This is a genomic window from Nocardioides sp. CFH 31398 (assembly GCF_022436705.1).
In the GTDB taxonomy this organism is placed as follows: domain Bacteria; phylum Actinomycetota; class Actinomycetes; order Propionibacteriales; family Nocardioidaceae; genus Nocardioides.
The window spans coordinates 1-21,079 of the sequence record NZ_JAKUHT010000029.1 but is presented as its reverse complement, the minus strand read 5'-3'; the positions used below and the strand labels follow the sequence as shown (position 1 = coordinate 21,079).

The following is a 21,079-nucleotide window of genomic DNA, read 5'->3' as shown; positions in this document are numbered from 1 at the left end:
GCCCGCCGCCCCGGCCCCGGCGGGAGCACGCCCGTGCCCCCGATTGCCGGGGGGCCTGGGCATCTGACAGATTGACCCGACCGGCCCAGCCGTCGACGACGAGGACTCCTTTCCGTGGCACTGCCCCCCCTGACGCCCGAGCAACGCCAGGCCGCTCTGGACAAGGCCGCGGCGTCCCGCCGCGAACGGGCCGAGGTCAAGAACCGCCTGAAGCACGGCGGCGGATCGCTCGTCGAGGTGCTCGAGGAGGGCCAGCGCAACGAGGTCGTCGGCAAGATGAGGGTCGTGGACCTCCTGCAGTCGGTGCCCGGCTTCGGCCGCGTGCGTGCCCGCCAGACCATGGAGCGCCTGGGCATCGCGGAGTCCCGGCGCGTGCGGGGGCTCGGCGCGAAGCAGCTCGCCGCCCTGCGCGAGGAGTTCGGCCCGCGCGACGGCGCGTGAGCGCACCCGCCACCTCGCGGCTCGTCGTCCTCGCCGGCCCCACCGCCGTCGGCAAGGGGACCGTCGCGGCCGCCGTCCGCGCCGACCACCCCGAGGTGTGGCTGTCGGTGTCCGCGACCACGAGGCCACCGCGGCCCGGGGAGGTCGACGGCGTCCACTACCGCTTCGTCAGCGCCGCCGAGTTCGACGCCATGGTCGCCGCCGGCGACCTGCTCGAGTGGGCGGTCGTGCACGGCACCCACCGCTACGGCACCCCCCGCGCCCCCGTGGAGGCCGCGCTGGCCGAGGGTCGCCCGGCCCTGCTCGAGATCGACCTGCAGGGCGCGCGGCAGGTGCGCGAGACGATGCCCGAGGCGCTGTTCGTGTTCCTGTCGCCCCCGTCGTGGGACGAGCTCGTGCGCCGGCTCGTCGGCCGGGGCACCGAGTCCGAGGCCGAGCGGGAGCGCCGGCTGCTCACCGCGCGCACCGAGCTGGCCGCCGAGACCGAGTTCGACGTCACCATCGTCAACCACGAAGTTCGTGCCGCTGCGGCGGAGTTGGTAACGTTGCTGACGTCCGTGTCCGGGCGACAGCGCTGAGAGGCGCTGAGAGGTAGAGCACCGCTCGCCCGTCGACACCCCGGTTACTCCGAGCTCCAGCGAGGTCCTCCTGTGTCTGCCCCCCACATCGCCGCCGAGGGCGTGACCAACCCGTCCATCGACGACCTGCTGACGAAGACCGACAGCAAGTACCAGCTGGTGCTCTACAGCGCCAAGCGCGCCCGTCAGATCAACGCGTACTACTCCCAGCTCGGCGAGGGCCTGCTCGAGTACGTCGGCCCGCTGGTCGACACCCACGTGCAGGAGAAGCCGCTCTCCATCGCGCTGCGCGAGATCAACGACGACCTGCTCACCTGCGAGAAGGCCGACCCGGCCGAGCTCGCCGCCGAGGAGGCCGCCCTGCAGGCCGCCACGGAGTCCGGTCCCGCGTTCGAGGAGTGAGCGAGCCCGGCCTCCGGGCCCCCGCCCCCCGCGTCGTCCTCGGCGTCGCCGGGGGCATCGCCGCGTACAAGGGCTGCGAGCTGCTCCGCGGCCTGACGGAGTCGGGCCACGACGTCACCGTCGTGCCCACCGCAAGCGCGCTGGAGTTCGTCGGCGCCCCCACCTGGGCCGCCCTGTCCGGCAAGCCGGTGGCCGCCGACGTGTGGGCGTCGGTCCACGAGGTCCCGCACGTCCGCATCGGCCGCGAGGCGGGGCTGCTCGTCGTGGCCCCCGCGACGGCCGACATCCTCGCCAAGGCCGCCCACGGCCTCGCCGACGACCTGCTCACCAACACCCTGCTGACCGCCCGGTGCCCGGTGCTCATGGCGCCGGCGATGCACACCGAGATGTGGGAGCACCCCGCCACGCGGGCGAACGTCGCCACCCTGCGCGAGCGCGGCGTGCACGTGCTGGACCCGGACTCCGGCCGGCTGACCGGCGCCGACACCGGCCGCGGGCGGCTGCCGCACCCCGACGCGATCCTCGAGGCCGCCCGCGACCTGCTGCTGCGCGGTGAGCGGGGCACCGACCTCGCCGGCCGGCACGTCGTCGTCTCCGCGGGCGGCACCCGGGAGGCCCTCGACCCCGTCCGGTTCCTCGGCAACCGCTCGTCGGGCCGCCAGGGCCAGGCGCTGGCCGTCGCGGCGCTCGGCCGCGGCGCCCGCGTGACGCTGGTCCGCGCCCACGTCGACCTGCCGACACCGGCTGGCGTCACGGTGGTCGAGGTCGACTCGACGGCGGACCTGCGCGACGCCGTGCTCGCCGCCGCGTCCGACGCGGACGCGGTGGTCATGGCCGCCGCCCCCGCGGACTTCACTCCCGCCGCGCGCAGCGAGACCAAGATCAAGAAGACCGGGGACGGCGCACCCGCGCTCGAGCTCGTGCAGACCCCCGACGTGCTCAGGGAGCTGTCGGCCACCCGGCCCGGCGGCCCGGACCAGGTCGTCGTCGGCTTCGCCGCCGAGACGGGCGACGGGGACACCGACGTCCTCACGCTCGCCACCGACAAGCTGCGGCGCAAGGGCTGCGACCTGCTCGTGCTGAACGACGTCGGCGACGGGCGCGTCTTCGGCCGCCCCGACACCGAGGCCGTCGTCCTCGACGCCGAGGGCTCGGAGCCCACCCCCGTGCCCGCCGGTCCCAAGGGCGTGCTGGCCCACGCGGTGTGGGACGCCGTGACCCGGCGCCTGGCCGGGTCCTGAGGAGTCCCTGACCCCCTCCGGGGCGGCCGTGCCCACGACTCGTCCGGGTGCGGGCATCGACCATCGATCTGGTTAGGGTTGACGGACCGGGTCCGCAGGGGGCCCCATCCCACCTCACAGGAGCTGAGCCCGTGCCAGGACGCCTCTTCACGTCCGAGTCCGTGACCGAGGGTCATCCGGACAAGATCGCCGACCAGATCAGCGACACCGTCCTGGACTACCTCCTCGAGCACGACCCCGGCAGCCGCGTGGCCGTCGAGACCCTGCTGACCACCGGCCTCGTCGTCGTGGCCGGCGAGGTCGGCACCACGGCGTACGCCCCGGTCGCGGAGCTGGTGCGCAAGAAGATCTTGGAGATCGGCTACGACTCCTCCGAGAAGGGCTTCGACGGCGCCAGCTGCGGCGTGCAGGTCGCGATCGGCGGCCAGTCCGCCGACATCGCCCAGGGCGTCGACACCGGCCACGAGTCCCGCACCGGGTCCGTGGACGCGCTCGACAAGCAGGGCGCCGGCGACCAGGGCCTGATGTTCGGCTACGCCTGCGACGACACCCCCGAGCTGATGCCGCTGCCGATCACGCTCGCCCAGCGCCTCGCGCAGCGGCTGACCGAGGTCCGCAAGGACGGCACGCTGCCCTACCTGCGCCCGGACGGGAAGACGCAGGTCACCATCGAGTACGACGCCGAGGGTCGCCCGGTGCGCGTCGACACCGTCGTGCTGTCGACCCAGCACGCCGAGGACGTCGACCTCGACACCCTCGAGAAGGACGTCAAGACCCACGTCGTGGACCCGGTCCTGGAGGCGTTCGACATCCCCTCGGCCGACTACCGGCTGCTGGTGAACCCCACCGGGCGCTTCGTCGTCGGCGGCCCCATGGGCGACGCCGGGCTGACCGGTCGCAAGATCATCATCGACACCTACGGCGGCATGGCCCGCCACGGCGGCGGCGCCTTCTCGGGCAAGGACCCGAGCAAGGTGGACCGCTCCGCGGCGTACGCGATGCGCTGGGTGGCCAAGAACGTCGTCGCCGCGGGCCTCGCCCGACGCTGCGAGGCTCAGGTCGCCTACGCCATCGGCAAGGCCGCGCCGGTCGGCGTCTTCATCGAGACCTTCGGCACCGGCGTCGTGGACGACGAGAAGATCCAGGAGGCGGTCCTCGAGGTCTTCGACCTCCGCCCCGCCGCGATCATCCGCGACCTCGACCTGCTGCGCCCGATCTACGCCGCGACCGCGGCGTACGGCCACTTCGGCCGCGAGCTGCCCGAGTTCACCTGGGAGCGCACCGACCGTGCCGACGCGCTGAAGGCCGCCGCAGGCGTCTGAGCACCGCACCGGGCCACCGGTCCGGGGCCTGTGGACGGGGACCCGTGACCTGTCGGCGGTCGCTGCCAGGATCGGCCACGTGACGCACTCCGACCCCGGCCCGGGCCACGACCCGGGCCGCCACCACGAGCAGGACGCCGGCCAGCCGGCCCTCCTGCCCGAGGTCGTGCGCTCGACGGCGCGGGCGTCGCGGAAGCGGGCGGAGGCACGGGAGAAGAAGCCCCCGAAGCCCGTGGCGGAGGTCGACCCGGTCGCCTCGGTGCTGGTCGACGTGCCCCTGGCACACCTCGACCGGCCCTTCGACTACCTGGTGCCGGCCGACGCCGCCGAGACCGCCCGGCCCGGCGTCCGGGTCAAGGTGCGCTTCGCCGGGCAGGACGTCGACGGCTTCGTCGTCGCCCGCCGCGACGCCAGCGAGCACGGCGGGACCCTGCGCCCGCTGCGGCGGGTGGTGAGCGCCGAGCGGGTGCTCCACCCGGAGGTCGCGACCCTGACCGCCACCGTCGCGCGGCGCTACGCGGGGACGCGCGGCGACGTCCTGAGGCTCGCGGTCCCGCCCCGCCACGCGACGGTGGAGAAGCAGGACACCCCGCCCGCCCCGGAGCCGCCCGCGCCGGGGCCCGCGCTCGCCGCCGCCACCGCGGCCTGGGTGGACCACGAGCCCGCGGAGGCCTTCCTCGCGCACCTGGCCGAGGGCAGCGACGGCCCCCGGCCCCGGGCGGTGTGGACGGCGGCGCCGGGCGCCGACTGGCCGGCGATGCTCGCCACCGCGGCGGCCGTCGCCGACGCGGCGGGCCAGGGTGCGCTGATCTGCGTCCCGGACGGCCGCGACGTCGACCGGGTCTCGGCGGCGCTCACCGCGGCGCTCGGCGAGGGCCGCCACGTCGCCCTGCGCGCGGACGCCGGACCCTCCCGTCGCTACCGCGACTTCCTCGCCGTCTCCCGCGGCGCCGTCCGCGTCGTCGTCGGCACCCGCGCCGCCGCGCTGGCGCCGGTGGCCGACCTCGGCCTCGTGGCGATCTGGGACGACGGCGACGACCTCTTCTCCGAGCCGCGTGCGCCGTACCCCCACGCCCGGGAGACCCTCCTGCTGCGGGCCACGCAGCAGGACACCGCCGTCCTCGTGGGCGGCTTCACCCGGACGGTCGAGGGCGCGCAGCTCGTGCACTCCGGCTGGGCGCACGCCATCGCACCGACCCGGGAGACGCTCCGGGCGCGGGTCTCCGTGCACGTGGCGGGCGCCGACGACCGCGAGGTCGCCCGCGACCCCGCCGGGCGGGCCGCCCGGTTCCCGACGGCGGCGCGCGACCTCGTGCGCGACGCCCTGACCGGCGCCGACCCGGGGCCGGTTCTGGTCCAGGTGCCGCGGGCGGGCTACGCGCCCAGCCTGGCGTGCGAGACCTGCCGCACCCCGGCGCGCTGCGCCCGGTGCGCCGGGCCGCTCGCGGTCACCGCAGCCGGAGGGGTGCCGACCTGCCGGTGGTGCGGGCAGCGGGCCGACGACCACCGCTGCGCGGTCTGCGGCTCCCGTGGCCTGCGGGCCCCCGTGCGGGGCTCGGACCGCACGGTCGAGGAGCTGGGTCGCGCCCTGCCCGGCGCGCGGATGCGGTCCTCCAGCGGCGAGCAGGTCCTCGCCACCGTGGGCGACGAGCCCGCGGTGGTCGTGGCGACGCCGGGGGCGGAACCGGTCGTCGAGGGCGACGGGTACGCCGCCGTGGTCCTGCTCGACACCTGGCTGACGCTCGGCCGGGTCGACCTCCGCAGCGACGAGGAGGCCCTGCGGCGCTGGCTCGGGGCCGCGGGCCTCGTCCGGCCCGGCGGGAGGGTGGTCGCCGTCGGCGACCCGTCGCACCCCGCCCTGCAGGCGCTCGTGCGGTGGGACCCGGCCGGGTTCGCCGACCGCGAGGTCGCCGTCCGCACCGAGGCGGGCCTGCCGCCCGCGACCCGGATGGCCTCGCTGACCGCCGCGCCCGACGTCCTCGACGAGGTGCTGGCGCAGCTCGACCCGCCGCCGCAGGTGACGGTGCTCGGGCCGGTCCCGGCCGCCGGCACCGGACCGACCGAGTCCGACCTGCAGCGGCTCGTCCTGCGGGTGCCGCGCGCGGACGGGACGACGCTGTCCACGGTCCTGGGCGACCTGCAGCGCACCCGGTCGGCCCGCAAGCAGGCGGCCGTCCGGGTGCAGGTCGACCCGCCCGGGCTGTGACCTCCCGCCTCCCTAGAATCGGGTGCTCGCCCGAGAAGTCCCCGGCGAGAGCCGGGGGAGAGGAGTGCCGGTGGCCGTCCGGCCCGTCCGTCTGTTCGGCGACCCCGTCTTGCGTCGCCGCGCCGCCGAGGTGACCGACTTCGACGCCGAGCTGCGCCGACTGGTCGCCGACCTCACCGACACGATGCTCGACGCCCCCGGCGCCGGTCTCGCGGCACCGCAGATCGGGGTCGGCCTGCGGGTCTTCACGTGGTCGGTGCACGGCGAGGTCGGTCACCTGGTCAACCCCGTGCTCGAGCTCAGCGAGGAGCAGCAGGAGGGCCTCGAGGGCTGCCTGTCCCTGCCCGAGCTGACCGCGGAGTGCCGACGGGCCATGAGCGTCGTCGCGCGGGGCTTCGACATGCACGGCGAGCCGGTGACCGTCCACGGCTCCGAGCTCCTGGCGCGCGCCATCCAGCACGAGACCGACCACCTGGACGGCGTGCTGTTCATCGACCGCCTCGACACCGAGGAGCGCCGTCGGGTGATGGCCGAGGTCCGCGCCGCGGACTGGTTCGCCGCCGAGCAGCCGCGCGTGCAGGTCTCGCCGCACGTCACCGGCGGGCTCGGCCTGTGAGGGGGAGCCTGTGAGGGTCGTCTTCGCCGGGACCCCGGAGGTCGCCGTCCCGTCGCTGCGCGCCGTCGCCGCCTCGGGCCACGAGCTCGTGGGCGTGGTCACGCGCCCGGACGCACCGGCCGGTCGGGGGCGACGGCTCGTCGCCAGCCCGGTGGCCGAGGCGGCCGAGGAGCTCGGCGTGCCCGTGCTGAAGCCGAGCCACCCGCGCGAGGAGGACTTCCAGGCGGCCCTGCGGGGCTGGGAGCCGGACTGCTGCCCCGTCGTGGCGTACGGCGCGCTGCTGCCGCAGTCCGCGCTCGACATCCCGCCGCACGGCTGGGTGAACCTGCACTTCTCGCTCCTCCCGGCCTGGCGCGGTGCCGCGCCGGTGCAGCACGCCGTGCGGGCGGGCGACGAGTTCACGGGCGCCACGACCTTCCGGATCGTGCGGGCGATGGACGCCGGCCCCACCTTCGGCGTCATGACCGAGCGGGTCCGTCCGACCGACACGGCCGGCGACCTCCTGGGACGCCTCGCCGTCGCCGGGGCGGACCTCCTCGTCGCGACCCTCGACGGCATCGAGGACGGGTCGCTGGAGGCCCGCGAGCAGCCCGAGGACGGCGTCTCCCACGCCCCCAAGGTCGAGGTCGCCGACGCGCGGGTCGACTGGTCCGAGCCCGCCGCCGCCGTCGACCGCCGCATCCGCTCGTGCACTCCTGCGCCGGGGGCGTGGACGACCCACGGCGAGGACCGGCTCAAGCTGGGCCCGGTCGCCCTCGACGTGCCCGACGACGTCCGGGCCGCGCGGCCGGCGCCGGGGAGCCTCGTGGTCCGCAAGAACGCCGTGTACGTCGGCACCGCCACCAGCCCGGTGCGGCTCGGTGAGGTCAAGGCCACCGGCAAGCGGATGATGCCGGCCGCCGACTGGGCCCGGGGCGCGCGCCTCGCCGACGGCGAGCGTCTCGGGTGAGCCGCCCCGACCCCTCCCGCCTCGCCGCCTACGAGGTCCTGAAGGCGGTCCGGGTCGACGACGCCTACGCCAACCTGGTGCTGCCGCGCGTGCTGCGCGAGGCCGGCCTGAGCGGCCGGGACGCCGCGTTCGCCACCGAGCTGGCCGCCGGGACCCTCCGCGGCCGGGGCACGTACGACGCCGTGCTGGACGCCTGCACGGACCGGCCCCTGGCCTCGACCCCGGCGAAGGTCCTCGACGCGCTGCGCCTCGGCGCCCACCAGCTGCTCGCGATGCGGGTCCCCGCGCACGCCGCGATCTCGACGACCGTCGACCTGGTCCGGGACCGGGCGGGGGCGGGTGCCGGCGGGTTCGCGAACGCCGTCCTGCGCCGGGTCGCCGAGCACGACCTCGCGGCCTGGCTCGACCGCCTCGACCCGGCCGGCGACGACCTCCCGCTGCGTCACAGCCACCCGGCGTGGGTGGTCGAGCGCCTCGGCGAGGCCCTGGCCGCCGACGGCGCCGACGGCGAGCTGCCCGCCCTGCTGGCCGCCGACAACGCGCCGCCCGCCGTGACCCTGGTGGCGCGTCCCGGCCGACTCACCCGCGCCGACCTGCTCGCGCAGGTCGAGGGCACCGCGACCCCGCGGTCGCCGTACGGCGTCGTGCTCGCCTCCGGGGACCCCGGCGCCGTTCTCGCCGTCCGGGACGGCCTCGCCGGGGTGCAGGACGAGGGCTCCCAGCTGGTCGCGACCGCCCTGGCCGACGCGCCGCTGGCCGGCGGGGACCACCGCTGGCTCGACCTCTGCGCCGGACCGGGCGGCAAGGCCGCGCTCCTGGCGGGCCTCGCCGCCGGACGCGGCGCCCACCTCGTCGCCAACGAGGTCGCGCCGCACCGCGCCGACCTGGTCCGCCGCTCGCTCGCGGGCATGCCGGGCGAGCCCGAGGTGACGGTCGCCGACGGTCGCGACGGGCCCTGGGAGGCCGGGTCCTTCGACCGCGTCCTGCTCGACGCCCCCTGCACGGGGCTGGGCGCGCTGCGGCGGCGCCCGGAGTCACGGTGGCGGCGGCGTCCCTCGGACCTCGACGACCTCGTCCCGCTCCAGCGGCAGCTGCTCGACTCCGCGTTGCGGCTGGTCCGCCCGGGCGGCGTCGTCCTCTACGCCACCTGCTCGCCCGTGCTCGCCGAGACCCGCGACGTCGTGGCGCCGTACGCCGACTCCCCGGACGTCGCCGTCGAGTCCACCGACCAGCTCTGGCCGCACCGCGACGGCACCGACGCGATGTTCACGGCCCTCCTCCGCCGCGCCTGACGTCCGCGTCGCCCTCGACGTCCTGCGGCCGACCGCGTCAGTCGACGACGTGCCGGAGGTAGCGCTGGGGGGCGTCGAGGTAGGCGCGCCAGTGGCGCACGAGCTCGAGGTCCTCCCAGGTGGTCTCCCGCAGGCCCCACTCGCCGACCTCGAGCAGCCGGACGCCCGGCATCGCGGCGAGCACGGGCGAGTGGGTGGCGCAGACGGCCTGCCCGCCGTCCGCGACGAGGTAGGCGAGGGCGCCGATCAGGCCCAGCGTCGAGGAGAAGGACAACGCCGCCTCGGGCTCGTCGAGGCAGTAGAAGCCGGGGGAGTCGAAGCGGGTGCGCAGGACGGCGAGGAACGACTCGCCGTGGCTCATCTCGTGGAAGCGCGGCTCGCGCGAGCGCGACGAGTCCGGCGGCGGGTTGTCCTCGAGGAACGTGTACCAGTGGTGCATGGTCTCGGCGCGCAGGAAGAACCCGTAGCGTCCGGACCCGAGACCTCGCTCGACCCGCAGCGCCCGCCCGAGCGGCGACTCGGAGCGACGCGTCGTGTGCCGCCCGTACGGCGTCCCGCCCTCCGGGGCGAGGCCGAACGCCTCCGCGAACCCCTCGACCAGCGTCGACTTCCCCGACCCGTTCTCACCCACCAGCATCGTGACGCCCTTCGCCGGCGTGAAGCCCTCGCGCAGCACCTGCGCGACGGCGGGCACCGTCGCGGGCCAGGCTCCGCGCGGCAGGGCGCCGGGGTCGGCGAGGGTGAAGCGGCGCACCGGAGGCTGGTCGAAGTCCACGCGCAGCAGGCTAGGACCCGTAGGTTGAGCGGGTGGCGAGCACGAGTCCGGCGATCGAGGTCGAGGTGGACGACCGGGTGGTCCGGGTCAGCAACCCCGACCGGGTCTACTTCCCCGAGACCGGCGCCACCAAGAAGGACCTCGTCGACTACTACCTCGCGGTGGGTCCCGGGATCGTGAACGCCCTGTGGGAGCGGCCGTGCATGCTGCACCGGTTCCCGACGGGGCTGTCGGGGGAGAAGGTCCACCAGAAGCGGCTGCCGAAGGGCGCCCCCGACTGGGTCGAGACCGTCCGCCTGCACTTCCCCCGCTGGAACCGCACCGCCGACGAGCTCTGCGTCACCGAGCTGGGCAGCGTCATCTGGGCGGTGCAGATGTCGACCGTGGAGTTCCACCCGTGGAACAGCCGCCGCGGCCACGTCGAGGAGCCCGACGAGTGGCGCATCGACCTCGACCCGGGCCCCGACTGCGACTGGGCCACGGTGCAGCGCACCACCGCCGTCGTCCACGAGGTGCTCGACGAGCTCGGCGCGGTGGGGTTCCCCAAGACCAGCGGCGGGCGAGGGCTGCACGTCTACGTGCGCATCGAGCCGCGCCCCTTCGCCGACGTCCGGCGGGCCGCGCTCGCGTTCGCCCGCGAGGTCGAGCGGCGCGCGGACGACGTCACCACGGCCTGGTGGCGCAAGGACCGCGACCCCGCCGACCTGTTCGTCGACTACAACCAGAACAGCCGCGACCACACCATCGCGGCGGCGTACTCCGTCCGCGGGACGCCCCGCGGCACCGTCTCGACGCCCGTGACGTGGGACGAGGTGGACGACGTCGAGCCGGACGACTTCACCATCGCCACGGTCCCGGCGCGCTTCGCCGAGCTCGGCGACCTCCACGCGGACATCGACGAGCACGCCTTCGACGTCACTCCGCTCCTCGAGTGGGCGGACCGCGACGAGCGCGACGGCGCCGAGCAGCCCGACGGCGCGGGGGACGAGGACCGATGAGGAGGCTCCGCCGATGAGAGGCAGCTGGGACGACCTGGCCCGACGGCTCACGAGCGCCATGCTGTCGCTGGACGTGTACGACTGCGTCGTGGTCGGCGACGACACCGGCCCGCGCAAGCGGTCGTTCTTCGGCCTCGGCCCGCTGCCGCCCGTCCCCGCCCGGCGCTGGGTCTCGGTGACGGCCGCGCAGTCGGTGCTGATCGGCGAGGTGGTCGGTGCCCGGTCGTGGGGCGGCGAGTGGGACCTCGACCCGGCGACGGTGGACGCCCTGCTGGCGCAGGGGTGGGAGAAGCCGTGGTCGACCGACAGCACCACCCTGTGGCGGGAGGCCCCGCTGCAGTCGGCGCCCCGGATGGCCCGCGCGCTGGTCCGGGCGCTGCAGGCGATGGGGTGCGAGATGGAGACCCTGCAGGTCACCCGGACCCGCGAGGAACCGGAGCCCGAGTGAGGATGCGTGAGGACGCCGTGAGCACGACATGAGGGCCGCCCTGCTGCACGGCGCCCACGACCTTCGCCCGGCCGAGGTGCCCGACCCGGAGCCCGCCGAGGACGAGACGCTCGTCGCCGTCGAGGCGCTGGGGATCTGTGGCAGCGACCTGCACTGGTACGACGAGGGCCGCATCGGCAGCGCCGTGCTGTCGCAGCCCGTCGTGCCCGGCCACGAGATCGGTGGCCGTGCCCTCACCGGCCCGTACGCCGGCCTGGTCGTCGCGCTCGACCCGGCGGACAGCTGCCGGCGGTGCGCACTGTGCGAGGCGGGCAAGCACAACCTGTGCCGCGCCATCCGCTTCGCCGGCGACGGCACTGCGCCGGGCGGTCTGGCCGAGCGGATCGCCTGGCCGACCCGGTTGCTCTCCCCGATGCCCGAGGGCAGCACCGCCGTCGACGCCGCGCTGCTCGAGCCGCTCGGGGTCGCGACGTACGCCGTGCAGCTGGTCGGGGTGCCGGTCGGGGGCACCGTCGCCGTCGTGGGTCTGGGACCCATCGGCCAGCTCGTCTGCCGGGTCGCCCGCGCGGCCGGCGCCGGTCGCGTGGTCGGCGTGGACCCGCTGGCCCACCGGCGGGAGGCCGCGCTGGTCGGACCCGGGGGCGTCGACGCCGTCCTGGACGCCGCCCCGGCCCGCGAGGAGGACGTCTGGGCCGAGACCGCGCCCGACGGCGTGGGTGTCGTGTACGACGCCTGCGGCTCGCCGGACGCGCTCGTCGAGGCGCTGAGGGCCGTGGCGCCGGACGGCGACGTCGTCCTGGCGGGCATCCCCGACGGCAACGTCACCTCGTTCCCGGCCGACCTGGCCCGCCGGAAGGGTGTGCGTCTCACGACGGTCCGGCGCATGCGCGACAGCTACCCGGCCGCGTTGGCCCTGCTGGCGTCCGGCCGTCTGAGCCTCGACGGCCTCGTCGACCGCACCTTCGCCCTCGACGAGGCGGGCGGGGCGTTCGACCGTGCCCTGGCCCGCGACGGTCTCAAGACGGTGATCGAGCCGCACCGCTGAGCCACCGGTGGCGCACCGCTAGGTTCGGGCCGTGGGCATCCAGATCACGCCGAGCATCCTCAACGCCGACTTCGCGCGACTGGGCGAGGAGGTGGCCCGCATCCCCGGCGCCGACCTCGTCCACGTCGACGTCATGGACAACCACTTCGTCCCGAACCTGACCTTCGGACCCACCATGGTCGAGGCGCTGGCCGCGGTGAGCAGCGTCCCGCTCGACGCCCACCTGATGATCGCGGACGTCGACCGGCACGCCGTGACCTACGTCGAGGCGGGGTGCGCCTCGGTGACGTTCCACGTCGAGGCGGCCGCCGCCCCGGTGCGGCTCGCGCGGGAGATCCGGTCGGCCGGCGCCCGCGCCAGCATGGCGCTGAGGCCCGCCACCCCCGTGGACCCGTACGCCGACCTGCTCGGCGAGCTCGACATGCTCCTGCTCATGACCGTCGAGCCCGGCTTCGGCGGCCAGTCGTTCCTCGACCTCGTCCTGCCCAAGATCCGGCGCGCCCGCGCGCTCGTCGACGCGCACGGCGGCGAGGTCCGCCTGCAGGTGGACGGCGGGGTCTCGCCCGACACCATCGGCCGCTGCGCCGAGGCCGGGGCGGACACGTTCGTCGCCGGCAGCGCCGTCTACTCCGCCGACGACCCCGACGCGATGGTGGCGGAGCTCCGTCGCCTCGCGGAGGCCGCCGCGACCGAGGGCGCGTAGCGGCGGACCCGCCAGGAACCGCCGAGGTGGGGGTCGGCGGGCGTGAGCGATCCGACACCGGGAACAAAGCGCACCTCTGGCATATTGGGCCCGTAGACGAGCGAACGCTCGCGTGCTCTGGGGTCGGTGCAATTCCGAGCCGGCGGTGACAGTCCGCGACCCGGTCACATCCAGTGACCGGCTGACCAGGTGGGATTCCTGGACCGACGGTGAGAGTCCGGATGGGAAGAGCGCGCAGGCGGTGGCCGGCACCCGACGACGACGCCCCGTGCGACGAGGTCCAGTGCCGATCCGCCCCGCGCACGACCCGCCCCGGAGCCTCCAGCAGGCAGCAGGGAAGGCAGGGTCAGATGTTCACCGGGATCGTCGAGGAGCTCGGCACCGTCCGCGCCGTCGAGCGCGGGACGGAGTCAGCGCGGCTCACCGTCGCCGCCGAGGTCGTGCTGGCGGACGCCGCCGGTGGGGACTCGATCGCCGTCAACGGCTGCTGCCTCACCGTCGCCGACCAGGGCGACGGCACCTTCACCGCCGACGTCATGCTCGCCACGCTCGAGCGCACCTCGCTCGGCGACGTCGTCGACGGCGCACCGGTCAACCTCGAGCGCGCAGCGACCCTGTCCACCCGGCTCGGCGGCCACCTCGTGCAGGGCCACGTCGACGGCGTGGGCACGGTGGTGTCGCGGGAGCCCGGTGAGAACTGGGACGTCGTCACGGTGGACCTGCCCGACCCCGCGCTGGGCCGCTACCTCGTCGACCAGGGGTCCGTGGCGGTGGACGGCGTCAGCCTCACCGTGCTGCGGACGACCCCCACCGGCTTCGCCGTCAGCCTCATCCCGGAGACGCTCGCCCGCACCACGCTGGGCCACCGGCAGCCCGGTGACCGCGTCAACCTCGAGGTCGACGTCCTCGCCAAGCACGTGGAGAAGCTGCTCGGCGCGCGCGCGACGGCGGTGACCCCGTGATCGAGACCGCGATCCAGTGGCTGCTGCACGGGGTGATCCCCGTCGCCGGCGGCGCCCTCGCCGTGCGCGAGGTCGTCGGCAACCTGTTCGGCCTGGCCAGCGCCGTGCTCGGCATGCGTCGCACCGTGTGGGCCTGGCCGGTCGGGCTGGTCGGCAACGTCCTGCTCTTCACCGTGTTCGTCACCGGCGAGCTCGGCGGCCACACCGCCGGGGAACCGCTGTGGGGGCAGGCGGGCCGCCAGCTCATGTTCGTCGCCGTCGGGGTCTACGGGTTCTGGCGCTGGACCCACGGCGCCGACGCCGCGGACGGCGGCGCGCTGACCCCGCGGTGGGCCTCCGCCGGCGAGCGGCTGCGGCTGCTCGGGCTCGCGGCCCTCGGCTACGCCGCGGCGTACGTCCTGCTGCTGCTGATCGGGTCCTGGGGCCCGGTCACCGAGGCCTGGATCCTCGCCGGCTCGCTGCTGGCGACCTGGGGGATGGCCAAGGGGTACGTCGAGTTCTGGCTGGTCTGGATCGCCGTCGACGTCGTCGGGGTGACCACCCTCGTCCAGGCCGGCTACTACCCGACGGCCTTCATGTACCTGTTCTACGGGGTGTTCTGCGTCGCCGGGCTCGTGGCCTGGGTCCGCGCGTCGCGGCGCCTCCCCGGACCGACTGACACCACCCGACCGACCGAGGAGGTCCCCGCGTGAGCGTGCGCCTGGACGACGTCGAGCAGGCGATCGCCGACGTGGCGGCCGGCAAGGCCGTCGTCGTCGTCGACGACGAGGACCGCGAGAACGAGGGCGACCTCGTCTTCGCGGCCTCCCGCGCGACGCCCGAGCTGATGGCCTTCACGATCCGCCACTCCAGCGGCGTGATCTGTGTGCCCCTGGAGGCCCGCACCCTCGACCGCCTCGAGATCCCGCTGATGACGCCGCACAACCGCGACCCGCTGCGGACGGCGTACACGATCTCCGTCGACGCCCGAGACGGCGTCACCACCGGCATCTCGGCCGCCGACCGCGCCCACACCGCGCGGACCCTCGCCGACTCCGCGACCGAGCCCTGGGAGCTGACGCGACCCGGGCACGTCTTCCCGCTGCGCTACCGCGAGGGCGGCGTCCTCGTGCGCCGCGGCCACACCGAGGCCTCCGTCGACCTGGCCCGCCTCGCCGGGCTGACGCCGGCGGGCGTGCTGGTGGAGATCGTCAACGACGACGGCACGATGAAGCGCGGGCCGGAGCTGCGCGAGTTCGCCGACACCCACGGGCTGTCGATGATCTCCATCGAGCAGCTCGTCCGGTACCGCCGTCGCACCGAGCGGCACGCCCAGCGCGTGGCGACCACCCGCCTGCCGACCCGGTACGGCGACTTCACGGCGTACGGCTACCGCGTCGACCTCGACGACTCCGAGCACGTCGCGCTGGTCCACGGCGACCTGGAGGCGGCCGGGGACGAGCCCGTGCTCGTCCGCGTGCACTCCGAGTGCCTCACCGGCGACGTCTTCGGCTCGGACCGCTGCGACTGCGGGCCGCAGCTCGAGGAGGCGATGGAGCGCATCGTCGACGCGGGGCGCGGCGTGGTGGTCTACCTGCGCGGCCACGAGGGACGCGGGATCGGGCTCGTGGCGAAGCTGCAGGCCTACCAGCTGCAGGACGGCGGCCGCGACACCGTCGACGCGAACCTCGACCTCGGGCTACCCGCCGACGCACGCCACTACGGGACCGCCACGCAGATCCTCAAGGACCTCGGCGTCACCTCCGTGCGGCTGCTGACCAACAACCCGGACAAGACCGAGTCGCTGACCGAGTACGGCGTTCCCGTGGCCGAGCGGGTGCCGCTCACGCCGCGCCCGAACGACCACAACCTCGCCTACCTGCTGACCAAGCGCGACCGGATGGGCCACGTGCTGCCCGGACTGCCCGACCTCGACGACCTCGACGACCTCGAGAAGGACCTGGAGGAGACCCCACGATGAGCGGCCACGGAGCCCCCGACACCACGGCGTACGACGCGAGCGACCTGAGGGTCGCCGTCGTCGCGGCCAGCTGGCACACCGAGGTCATGGACGGGCTGCTGGACGGCGCGCACCGCGCCCTGGCCGAGCACCGGGTGAGCGAGCCGACCGTCGTCCGGGTGCCCGGCACGTTCGAGCTGCCGGTGGCGGCGGCCGCCCTCGCGCAGCGCGGGTTCGACGCGATCGTCGCGCTGGGCGTCGTCGTCCGGGGCGGGACGCCGCACTTCGACTACGTCTGCTCGGCGGCCACCGACGGCCTGACGCGGGTGGCGGTCGATCACGCCGTCCCCGTCGGCTTCGGCGTCCTCACCTGCGACACCGACGAGCAGGCGCTCGACCGCGCCGGGCTCCCGGGGAGCAGCGAGGACAAGGGCCACGAGGCCGCCAGCGCGGCCCTCGCGACGGTCCGAGCCCTGCGGGTCTGACCCCTCACCGTCCCCGGGCGAGCATTGACTTGCCGAGACGGTAAGTCATAGTGTTGCCGACATGGCAACCAATTCGGACGGCCAGCGACTCACCGCCGAGGCGGCTCGCGAGGCGCTCAGCGGGCTGGACGACGACAACGCCCGTCTGGCCGACCGGGTCGTGACGCCGTGGTGGTACCACCCCGTCCTGGGGGCGGTGGTGGCCGCCGTGGCGCTGAGCCCGGCCCTGCCCCCGTCGGCGACGGTGGCCGTCGTGGCGCTCTGCGTCGTCGTCCTCGCGCTGCTGCCCGTGGCGTACCGGCGCCGGTACGGCGTCCGGGTGAGCCAGCCCGCGGGCGACCGGAGCCGGCGGATGTTCCGGTGGGTGATGGCCGCGATCGTCCTCGGCATCGTCGGGGGAGCGCTGCTCGGCGTGCTCGCGCCCGTGTGGGCGCTCGTGCCGGCGGGGCTGGTGCTGGTCGCGGTCGTCGTCCTCGGGCGCCGCTACGACGAGGCCCTGCGGCATGACCTCGCCGCCGGCCGGCGATGAGCGCTCCCGTCGAGCCGGCGTTCGACGAGGTGGTGCACTCCGCCGTCCGTCTGCGCATCTGCGGGGTGCTGCGACGGCTCGACGAGGTGGAGTTCGGCGTCGTCCGCGACACCCTGGGGCTCAGCGACGCCCACCTCTCGAAGAACCTCAAGGTCCTCGTCGACCGGGGCTACGTCCGGCTGCGCAAGGAGGGCTCGCCCGGCCGCGGCGACGCCCGCCGTCTCACCTGGGTCGGACTCACCCGGGAGGGCTCCCGAGCGCTCGAGGGCCACCTCGCGGCCCTCGCCGAGATCGCCGGGGGAGACATCGCCGAGTCGGCACGTCTGCGCAGCTGAGGGGCGTCGAGTCGGCACGTCTGCGCAGCTGTACGGCGTCGAGTCGGCACGTCTGCGCAGCTGTATGGCGTCGAGTCGGCACGTCTGCGCAGCTGTACGGCGTCGAGTCGGCACGTCTGAGCAGCCGGGCGAGGCGCCGACGAGACCACGAGCCGTCCGGACGTGGCGACTCGAGTCCGTGGAGGCGTGCGTTCGGGCCGACTCGGGGTCCGTGGGGCGTGCGTTCGGGCCGACTCGGGGTCCGTGGGGCGTGCGTTCGGGCCGACTCGGCGTGCCTGCGTCGCCCCGCCTAGGCTGGACCCTCGTGAAGACCTTCGAGGAGCTCTGGTCGGAGCTGTCGACCAAGGCCGTCGAGCGCCCCGCCGGCTCGGGCACCGTGGCTGCGCTGGACGCCGGCGTGCACGCCATCGGCAAGAAGCTGGTCGAGGAGGCCGCCGAGTCCTGGATGGCGGCCGAGCACGAGGGCGCCGAGCGCGCCGCCGAGGAGATCAGCCAGCTGCTCTACCACGCCCAGGTGCTGATGCTCGCCGTCGGCATCAGCCCCGACGACGTGTACGCGCACCTGTGAGCCGGCCGCTGCGCATCGCCGTCCCCAACAAGGGGGCGCTGTCGGAGGCGTCGTCCGCGATCCTGCGCGAGTCCGGCTACCGCCAGCGCCGCGACAGCAAGGAGCTGGCGCTCACCGACCACGAGAACGGCGTCGAGTTCTTCTACCTGCGCCCCCGTGACATCGCCCTGTACGTCGGGGAGGGGACCCTCGACCTCGGCATCACCGGCCGCGACCTGCTGCTGGACTCCGGCGCGGACGCCGACGAGGTCATGGACCTCGGGTTCGGCGGCTCCCGCTTCCACTTCGCGGCGCGCCCCGGCGCCTACCGCGAGTGGTCGGACCTGGCCGGCGCACGCATCGCCACCTCGTACGTCGGGATCGTGACCTCGTTCCTGGAGCGCGAGGGCATCGAGGCGTCCGTGACCCGGCTGGACGGTGCGGTCGAGACCAGCATCCAGCTCGGCGTCGCCGATGTCGTCGCCGACGTGGTCGAGACCGGCAGCACCCTGCGCGCCGCCGGCCTGGAGATCTTCGGCGAGCCGGTGATGACGTCGCGCGCCGTGCTGGTCACGCGCCGCGGCGGCGAGATGCCGGACGGGTTCGACGTCTTCCGCCGTCGCGTGGACGGCGTCCTGCTCGCCCGGAGCTACGTGATGATGGACTACGACATCGCCCGCGAGCACCTCGAGCCCGCGACCGCGCTGACGCCCGGCATCGAGGGCCCGACCATCTCCCCGCTCCAGCGGGAGGGCTGGGTCGCGGTCCGCGCGATGGTCCCGCGGGCCGGGGCCCAGCGCCTCATGGACGAGCTGTACGGCGTCGGCGCCCGCGGCATCCTCCTCACGGACATCCATGCCTGCCGCATCTGAGCGGGGCCTGCCCCGCACGTTCCGGCCGCTCGCCACCCGGATGGCGGCGACGCTCCTCGGCGGCATGCTGCTGGTGATCTGCCTGGCCGCGTGGTTCCTGCTGGCCCGCGACATCCGGGACCGCTTCACCCCGTTCCAGATCGGCACGATGCTGTTCTTCGGGCTCCTGCTGTTCTCGGTCTGGTGGGGCCTGGTGCGCTCGCGCATCACCGTCACGGCCGAGAGGCTGGTCGTGGTGAACGGGTTCCGCCGCCACGACTACGACCAGGCGCAGGTGCTCGCCGTGCGCCTCCCCTCGGGAGCGCCGTGGGCGACGCTCGACCTCGCGGACGGCACGACGCGCACGGCGCTCGGGATCCAGTCGTCGGACGGCGACCGCGCCCGCGCGCAGCTCCGCGAGCTCCGCGCCCTCCTCGAGCGCTAGGCGCGCGTCAGTCCCGAGCCGCCGCCGCGTCGACGACGAGGTCGGCGTGGGCCTCGGTGCCCTGCGCCCGGTGGTGGGCGTCCTCGTCGGCCGACCACGCGTCGAGGTGCGGCGCGACCGTAGCGCCGTCGCGCGCGAGCACCCGGTCGCGGCGGAGCGCGACCGGTGCGGTCAGCCACACCAGGACGGTGACCCGGGCCGCGTGGGCGGCGGCCCAGGACCCCACCCCCTCGACGAGGAGCAGCGGGGAGGGCGCCACCGTGACGGTGCCCGCCCACGCGGAGGCGTGCCAGTCCCAGCGGCGGTAGGCGCCGGGCCGGCCCTCGGCGAGCGGCGGCAGCAGCGAGTCGAGCTGGACGGCGACCTCGCCGAGGCCGGACCACCCGGCGTACAGGTCGTCGGCGTGGACGACCTCGCAGCCGTCCGGCCCCGCGCGGTCGGCGATCGCGGCGGCCAGGGTGGTCTTCCCGGTGCCGGCCGGTCCGTCGAGGCAGACGAGCCGGCCCGTCCCCAGCGTCGGCGGCCGGGAGCGCGCCAGGGCCAGCACCTCGCCGGCCACGGCCTCGGCCCACCCGGTGCTCAGAAGACCTGCCCCAGCCCGCGGTAGGTCGCCACCTCGTCGACGACGTCCGCACCGCGGAGCAGCAGGACGGAGCCGACGTGCTCCATCAGCTCACCGGCCTTGGCGTGCCGGAACCAGACCGTGTCGCCCACGGCGAGGTCGGCGGCGCCCGCGCCGACGAGCGGGGTCTGCACCTCGCCCGCGCCCTCCGTGGCCGTCAGCTCGAGCCCGGACGGCGCCCACGGCGTCGGGAGCCGGTCGGGCCCGGCGGCCCCGGAGGCGACGTACCCGCCCCCGTGGACGGTGGCGGTGGTGGCGTCGGGACGCCGGGTGACCGGCAGGCCCAGGTACGCCGCGGGGGTGGGCGCGAACGCCCGGTAGTGGTCGAACAGGCGGGGCGCCAGCAGGCCGGAGCCGGCCGCGACCTCGGTGACCACCGGGTCGGACGCCGCGGCCTCGACCGACCCGGTGCCCCCGGCGTTCCACAGCTCGAGCGCCGCCCCCGCGCGGGCGAGGCCGACCGCGACCCGACGGCGCCGGCGGCGCAGCTGCGCCAGGTTGGCGGCCTGCAGCCGCCGCAGCACGGTGGTGCGGACCGCCTGGCCGGGGACCGCGTCGCCCAGGCCGGCGACGAGGCCCTCGTAGGTCATCGCCCCGACCAGGTCGAGGCCGTCGCGGGTGAGGACCTCGCGACCGAGGAGGACCACGTCGGCGACGGAGCGCAGCGGCGAGCGTCGGGGTCCGAGGCGCCCGGGGCCGGCGTGGAGGGACGCGTCCACGTCGAGGGCCACCCGGACGACCGCCGGGTCCCCGACCGAGCGGCGCGCCTCGTCCACGAGGTCGAGGTGCCTCACGTCGTCGACCATCACCGTGATCGCCGCGGCCGCCTCGGGGTCGGCGGCGAGCGCAGTGAGCGCCGGCAGGTCGACGCTCGGGTAGGCGACGAGGACGTCGTCGGTGACGCCAGTGCGGTGCAGCCACAGCGCCTCGGCCAACGTGTAGGCCAGGACGCCCGAGAACCCGTCGCGGGCGAGCACCCGCGACAGCAGCGCGGGGACGCGCACGGACTTCGACGCCACGCGGATCGGCACCCCGCCCGCCCGGCGCTCGAGGTCGGCGGCGTTCGCGTCGAACGCGGAGAGGTCGACCACCACGACGGGACGGCGGGCGCCGGCCTCGCCGTACGCCGCGAGCGCGCGGCCCAGCCGTGCCGCGAGGAGGTCCCGGTCCTCGCTCATCCGCCGCGCCTACTCGATGCCGCGACGGCGGAGGATGGCCTCGATGTCGTCCATGCCCTCGTCGGCGGGCTGCTGGGCCGGCGGGGCCTGGCGCGCGGAGCGACCGCGCCGGCCCGCCGGGGCCCGGTCCTGGCCCGCGCCGACGGCGGGACGGCCGTCGGCCCCCTCGG

At 75.5% G+C, this 21,079-nt stretch carries 25 protein-coding genes and 1 riboswitch; of the genes, 22 read left to right on the top strand and 3 right to left on the bottom strand.

Translation table 11 applies throughout. From position 1 onward, the window contains the following. Positions 1–114 precede the first annotated feature (114 nt). The 9 genes from mihF to MJ876_RS18750 all read left to right on the top strand — a co-directional run bounded on the left by mihF (position 115) and on the right by MJ876_RS18750 (position 9,047). The gene (mihF, locus tag MJ876_RS18790; RefSeq protein WP_240238808.1) at positions 115–441 is read left to right on the top strand and encodes an integration host factor, actinobacterial type; all 327 of its coding nucleotides are present in this window, start codon (positions 115–117) and stop codon (positions 439–441) included. Next, the gene (gmk, locus tag MJ876_RS18785; RefSeq protein WP_240238806.1) at positions 438–1,019 is read left to right on the top strand and encodes a guanylate kinase; all 582 of its coding nucleotides are present in this window, start codon (positions 438–440) and stop codon (positions 1,017–1,019) included. Before mihF ends, gmk begins: the two co-directional genes overlap by 4 nt. Positions 1,020–1,091: 72 nt before the next feature. Beyond that, the gene (gene rpoZ, locus MJ876_RS18780) at positions 1,092–1,421 is read left to right on the top strand and encodes a DNA-directed RNA polymerase subunit omega (RefSeq protein ID WP_308192624.1); all 330 of its coding nucleotides are present in this window, start codon (positions 1,092–1,094) and stop codon (positions 1,419–1,421) included. Then, on the top strand, positions 1,418–2,662 hold the full coding sequence (gene coaBC / locus MJ876_RS18775) for a bifunctional phosphopantothenoylcysteine decarboxylase/phosphopantothenate--cysteine ligase CoaBC (RefSeq protein ID WP_240238804.1): 1,245 nt from the start codon (positions 1,418–1,420) through the stop codon (positions 2,660–2,662). Before rpoZ ends, coaBC begins: the two co-directional genes overlap by 4 nt. A 131-nt stretch (positions 2,663–2,793) precedes the next feature. Next, positions 2,794–3,984 carry a methionine adenosyltransferase gene (gene metK, locus MJ876_RS18770; RefSeq protein WP_240238802.1) on the top strand — a complete coding sequence of 397 codons (1,191 nt, stop codon included), beginning with the start codon at positions 2,794–2,796 and terminating at the stop codon, positions 3,982–3,984. A 79-nt stretch (positions 3,985–4,063) separates the two neighbouring features. After that, positions 4,064–6,190, top strand: coding sequence for a primosomal protein N' (locus MJ876_RS18765; protein WP_240238800.1), 2,127 nt, complete (start codon positions 4,064–4,066; stop codon positions 6,188–6,190). A 70-nt stretch (positions 6,191–6,260) separates the two neighbouring features. Further along, positions 6,261–6,806: a peptide deformylase gene (gene def, locus MJ876_RS18760; protein WP_240238798.1), complete on the top strand. Its 546-nt coding sequence runs from the start codon at positions 6,261–6,263 to the stop codon at positions 6,804–6,806. Positions 6,807–6,816: 10 nt separating this feature from the next. Then, positions 6,817–7,755, top strand: a complete 939-nt coding sequence (fmt, locus tag MJ876_RS18755; RefSeq protein WP_240238796.1) for a methionyl-tRNA formyltransferase — start codon at positions 6,817–6,819, stop codon at positions 7,753–7,755. Continuing rightward, positions 7,752–9,047, top strand: coding sequence for an RsmB/NOP family class I SAM-dependent RNA methyltransferase (locus MJ876_RS18750; RefSeq protein WP_240238794.1), 1,296 nt, complete (start codon positions 7,752–7,754; stop codon positions 9,045–9,047). The genes fmt and MJ876_RS18750 overlap by 4 nt, the downstream gene beginning before the upstream one ends. A gap of 37 nt (positions 9,048–9,084) precedes the next feature. On the opposite strand, the gene MJ876_RS18745 is transcribed toward MJ876_RS18750, so the two are convergent. Continuing rightward, on the bottom strand, positions 9,085–9,822 hold the full coding sequence (locus MJ876_RS18745) for an AAA family ATPase (protein WP_240238792.1): 738 nt from the start codon (positions 9,820–9,822) through the stop codon (positions 9,085–9,087). A gap of 32 nt (positions 9,823–9,854) precedes the next feature. Here MJ876_RS18745 and ligD point away from each other — a divergent pair, with 32 nt between their 5' ends. The 13 genes from ligD (at position 9,855) to MJ876_RS18680 (ending at position 19,109) form a co-directional block, all read left to right on the top strand. Next, positions 9,855–10,820: a non-homologous end-joining DNA ligase gene (gene ligD, locus MJ876_RS18740; protein ID WP_240238790.1), complete on the top strand. Its 966-nt coding sequence runs from the start codon at positions 9,855–9,857 to the stop codon at positions 10,818–10,820. 13 nt (positions 10,821–10,833) lie between these two features. Further along, positions 10,834–11,268 (top strand): hypothetical protein, encoded by a 435-nt coding sequence (locus tag MJ876_RS18735; RefSeq protein ID WP_240238788.1) that lies wholly within the window; start codon positions 10,834–10,836, stop codon positions 11,266–11,268. 28 nt (positions 11,269–11,296) lie between these two features. Next, positions 11,297–12,313, top strand: a complete 1,017-nt coding sequence (locus MJ876_RS18730; protein WP_240238786.1) for a zinc-binding dehydrogenase — start codon at positions 11,297–11,299, stop codon at positions 12,311–12,313. Positions 12,314–12,344: 31 nt separating this feature from the next. Next, complete coding sequence (rpe, locus tag MJ876_RS18725; RefSeq protein ID WP_240238783.1) at positions 12,345–13,016, top strand: ribulose-phosphate 3-epimerase; 672 nt, start codon at positions 12,345–12,347, stop codon at positions 13,014–13,016. A 108-nt stretch (positions 13,017–13,124) separates the two neighbouring features. Next, positions 13,125–13,254, top strand: a riboswitch (FMN riboswitch). A 112-nt stretch (positions 13,255–13,366) separates the two neighbouring features. Next, entirely contained in the window at positions 13,367–13,978 is a 612-nt protein-coding gene (locus MJ876_RS18720; protein WP_240238781.1) for a riboflavin synthase, read from the top strand. After that, positions 13,978–14,670 carry a nicotinamide riboside transporter PnuC gene (gene pnuC / locus MJ876_RS18715; RefSeq protein ID WP_374202485.1) on the top strand — a complete coding sequence of 231 codons (693 nt, stop codon included), beginning with the start codon at positions 13,978–13,980 and terminating at the stop codon, positions 14,668–14,670. Before MJ876_RS18720 ends, pnuC begins: the two co-directional genes overlap by 1 nt. Beyond that, positions 14,667–15,938, top strand: a complete 1,272-nt coding sequence (locus tag MJ876_RS18710; RefSeq protein WP_240238778.1) for a bifunctional 3,4-dihydroxy-2-butanone-4-phosphate synthase/GTP cyclohydrolase II — start codon at positions 14,667–14,669, stop codon at positions 15,936–15,938. The genes pnuC and MJ876_RS18710 overlap by 4 nt, the downstream gene beginning before the upstream one ends. After that, a complete protein-coding gene (gene ribH, locus MJ876_RS18705) occupies positions 15,935–16,402 on the top strand; it encodes a 6,7-dimethyl-8-ribityllumazine synthase (RefSeq protein WP_240238777.1) in 468 nt (155 codons plus the stop codon). Before MJ876_RS18710 ends, ribH begins: the two co-directional genes overlap by 4 nt. A 61-nt stretch (positions 16,403–16,463) precedes the next feature. After that, positions 16,464–16,931, top strand: a complete 468-nt coding sequence (locus MJ876_RS18700) for a hypothetical protein (RefSeq protein WP_240238776.1) — start codon at positions 16,464–16,466, stop codon at positions 16,929–16,931. After that, positions 16,928–17,266 (top strand): transcriptional regulator, encoded by a 339-nt coding sequence (locus tag MJ876_RS18695; protein WP_240238775.1) that lies wholly within the window; start codon positions 16,928–16,930, stop codon positions 17,264–17,266. The genes MJ876_RS18700 and MJ876_RS18695 overlap by 4 nt, the downstream gene beginning before the upstream one ends. Positions 17,267–17,570: 304 nt before the next feature. Further along, the gene (locus MJ876_RS18690) at positions 17,571–17,834 is read left to right on the top strand and encodes a phosphoribosyl-ATP diphosphatase (RefSeq protein ID WP_240238774.1); all 264 of its coding nucleotides are present in this window, start codon (positions 17,571–17,573) and stop codon (positions 17,832–17,834) included. Continuing rightward, a complete protein-coding gene (hisG, locus tag MJ876_RS18685) occupies positions 17,831–18,685 on the top strand; it encodes an ATP phosphoribosyltransferase (protein WP_240238773.1) in 855 nt (284 codons plus the stop codon). The genes MJ876_RS18690 and hisG overlap by 4 nt, the downstream gene beginning before the upstream one ends. After that, positions 18,669–19,109, top strand: a complete 441-nt coding sequence (locus MJ876_RS18680; RefSeq protein WP_240238772.1) for a PH domain-containing protein — start codon at positions 18,669–18,671, stop codon at positions 19,107–19,109. Before hisG ends, MJ876_RS18680 begins: the two co-directional genes overlap by 17 nt. Positions 19,110–19,116: 7 nt before the next feature. Here MJ876_RS18680 and MJ876_RS18675 read toward each other — a convergent pair whose 3' ends face one another. Together MJ876_RS18675 and MJ876_RS18670 are read right to left on the bottom strand one after the other, a co-directional pair. Next, entirely contained in the window at positions 19,117–19,668 is a 552-nt protein-coding gene (locus tag MJ876_RS18675; protein ID WP_240238770.1) for an AAA family ATPase, read from the bottom strand. 20 nt (positions 19,669–19,688) lie between these two features. After that, positions 19,689–20,909, bottom strand: coding sequence for an alanine racemase (locus MJ876_RS18670; protein WP_240238768.1), 1,221 nt, complete (start codon positions 20,907–20,909; stop codon positions 19,689–19,691). Between the last annotated feature and the right edge of the window lie 170 nt (positions 20,910–21,079).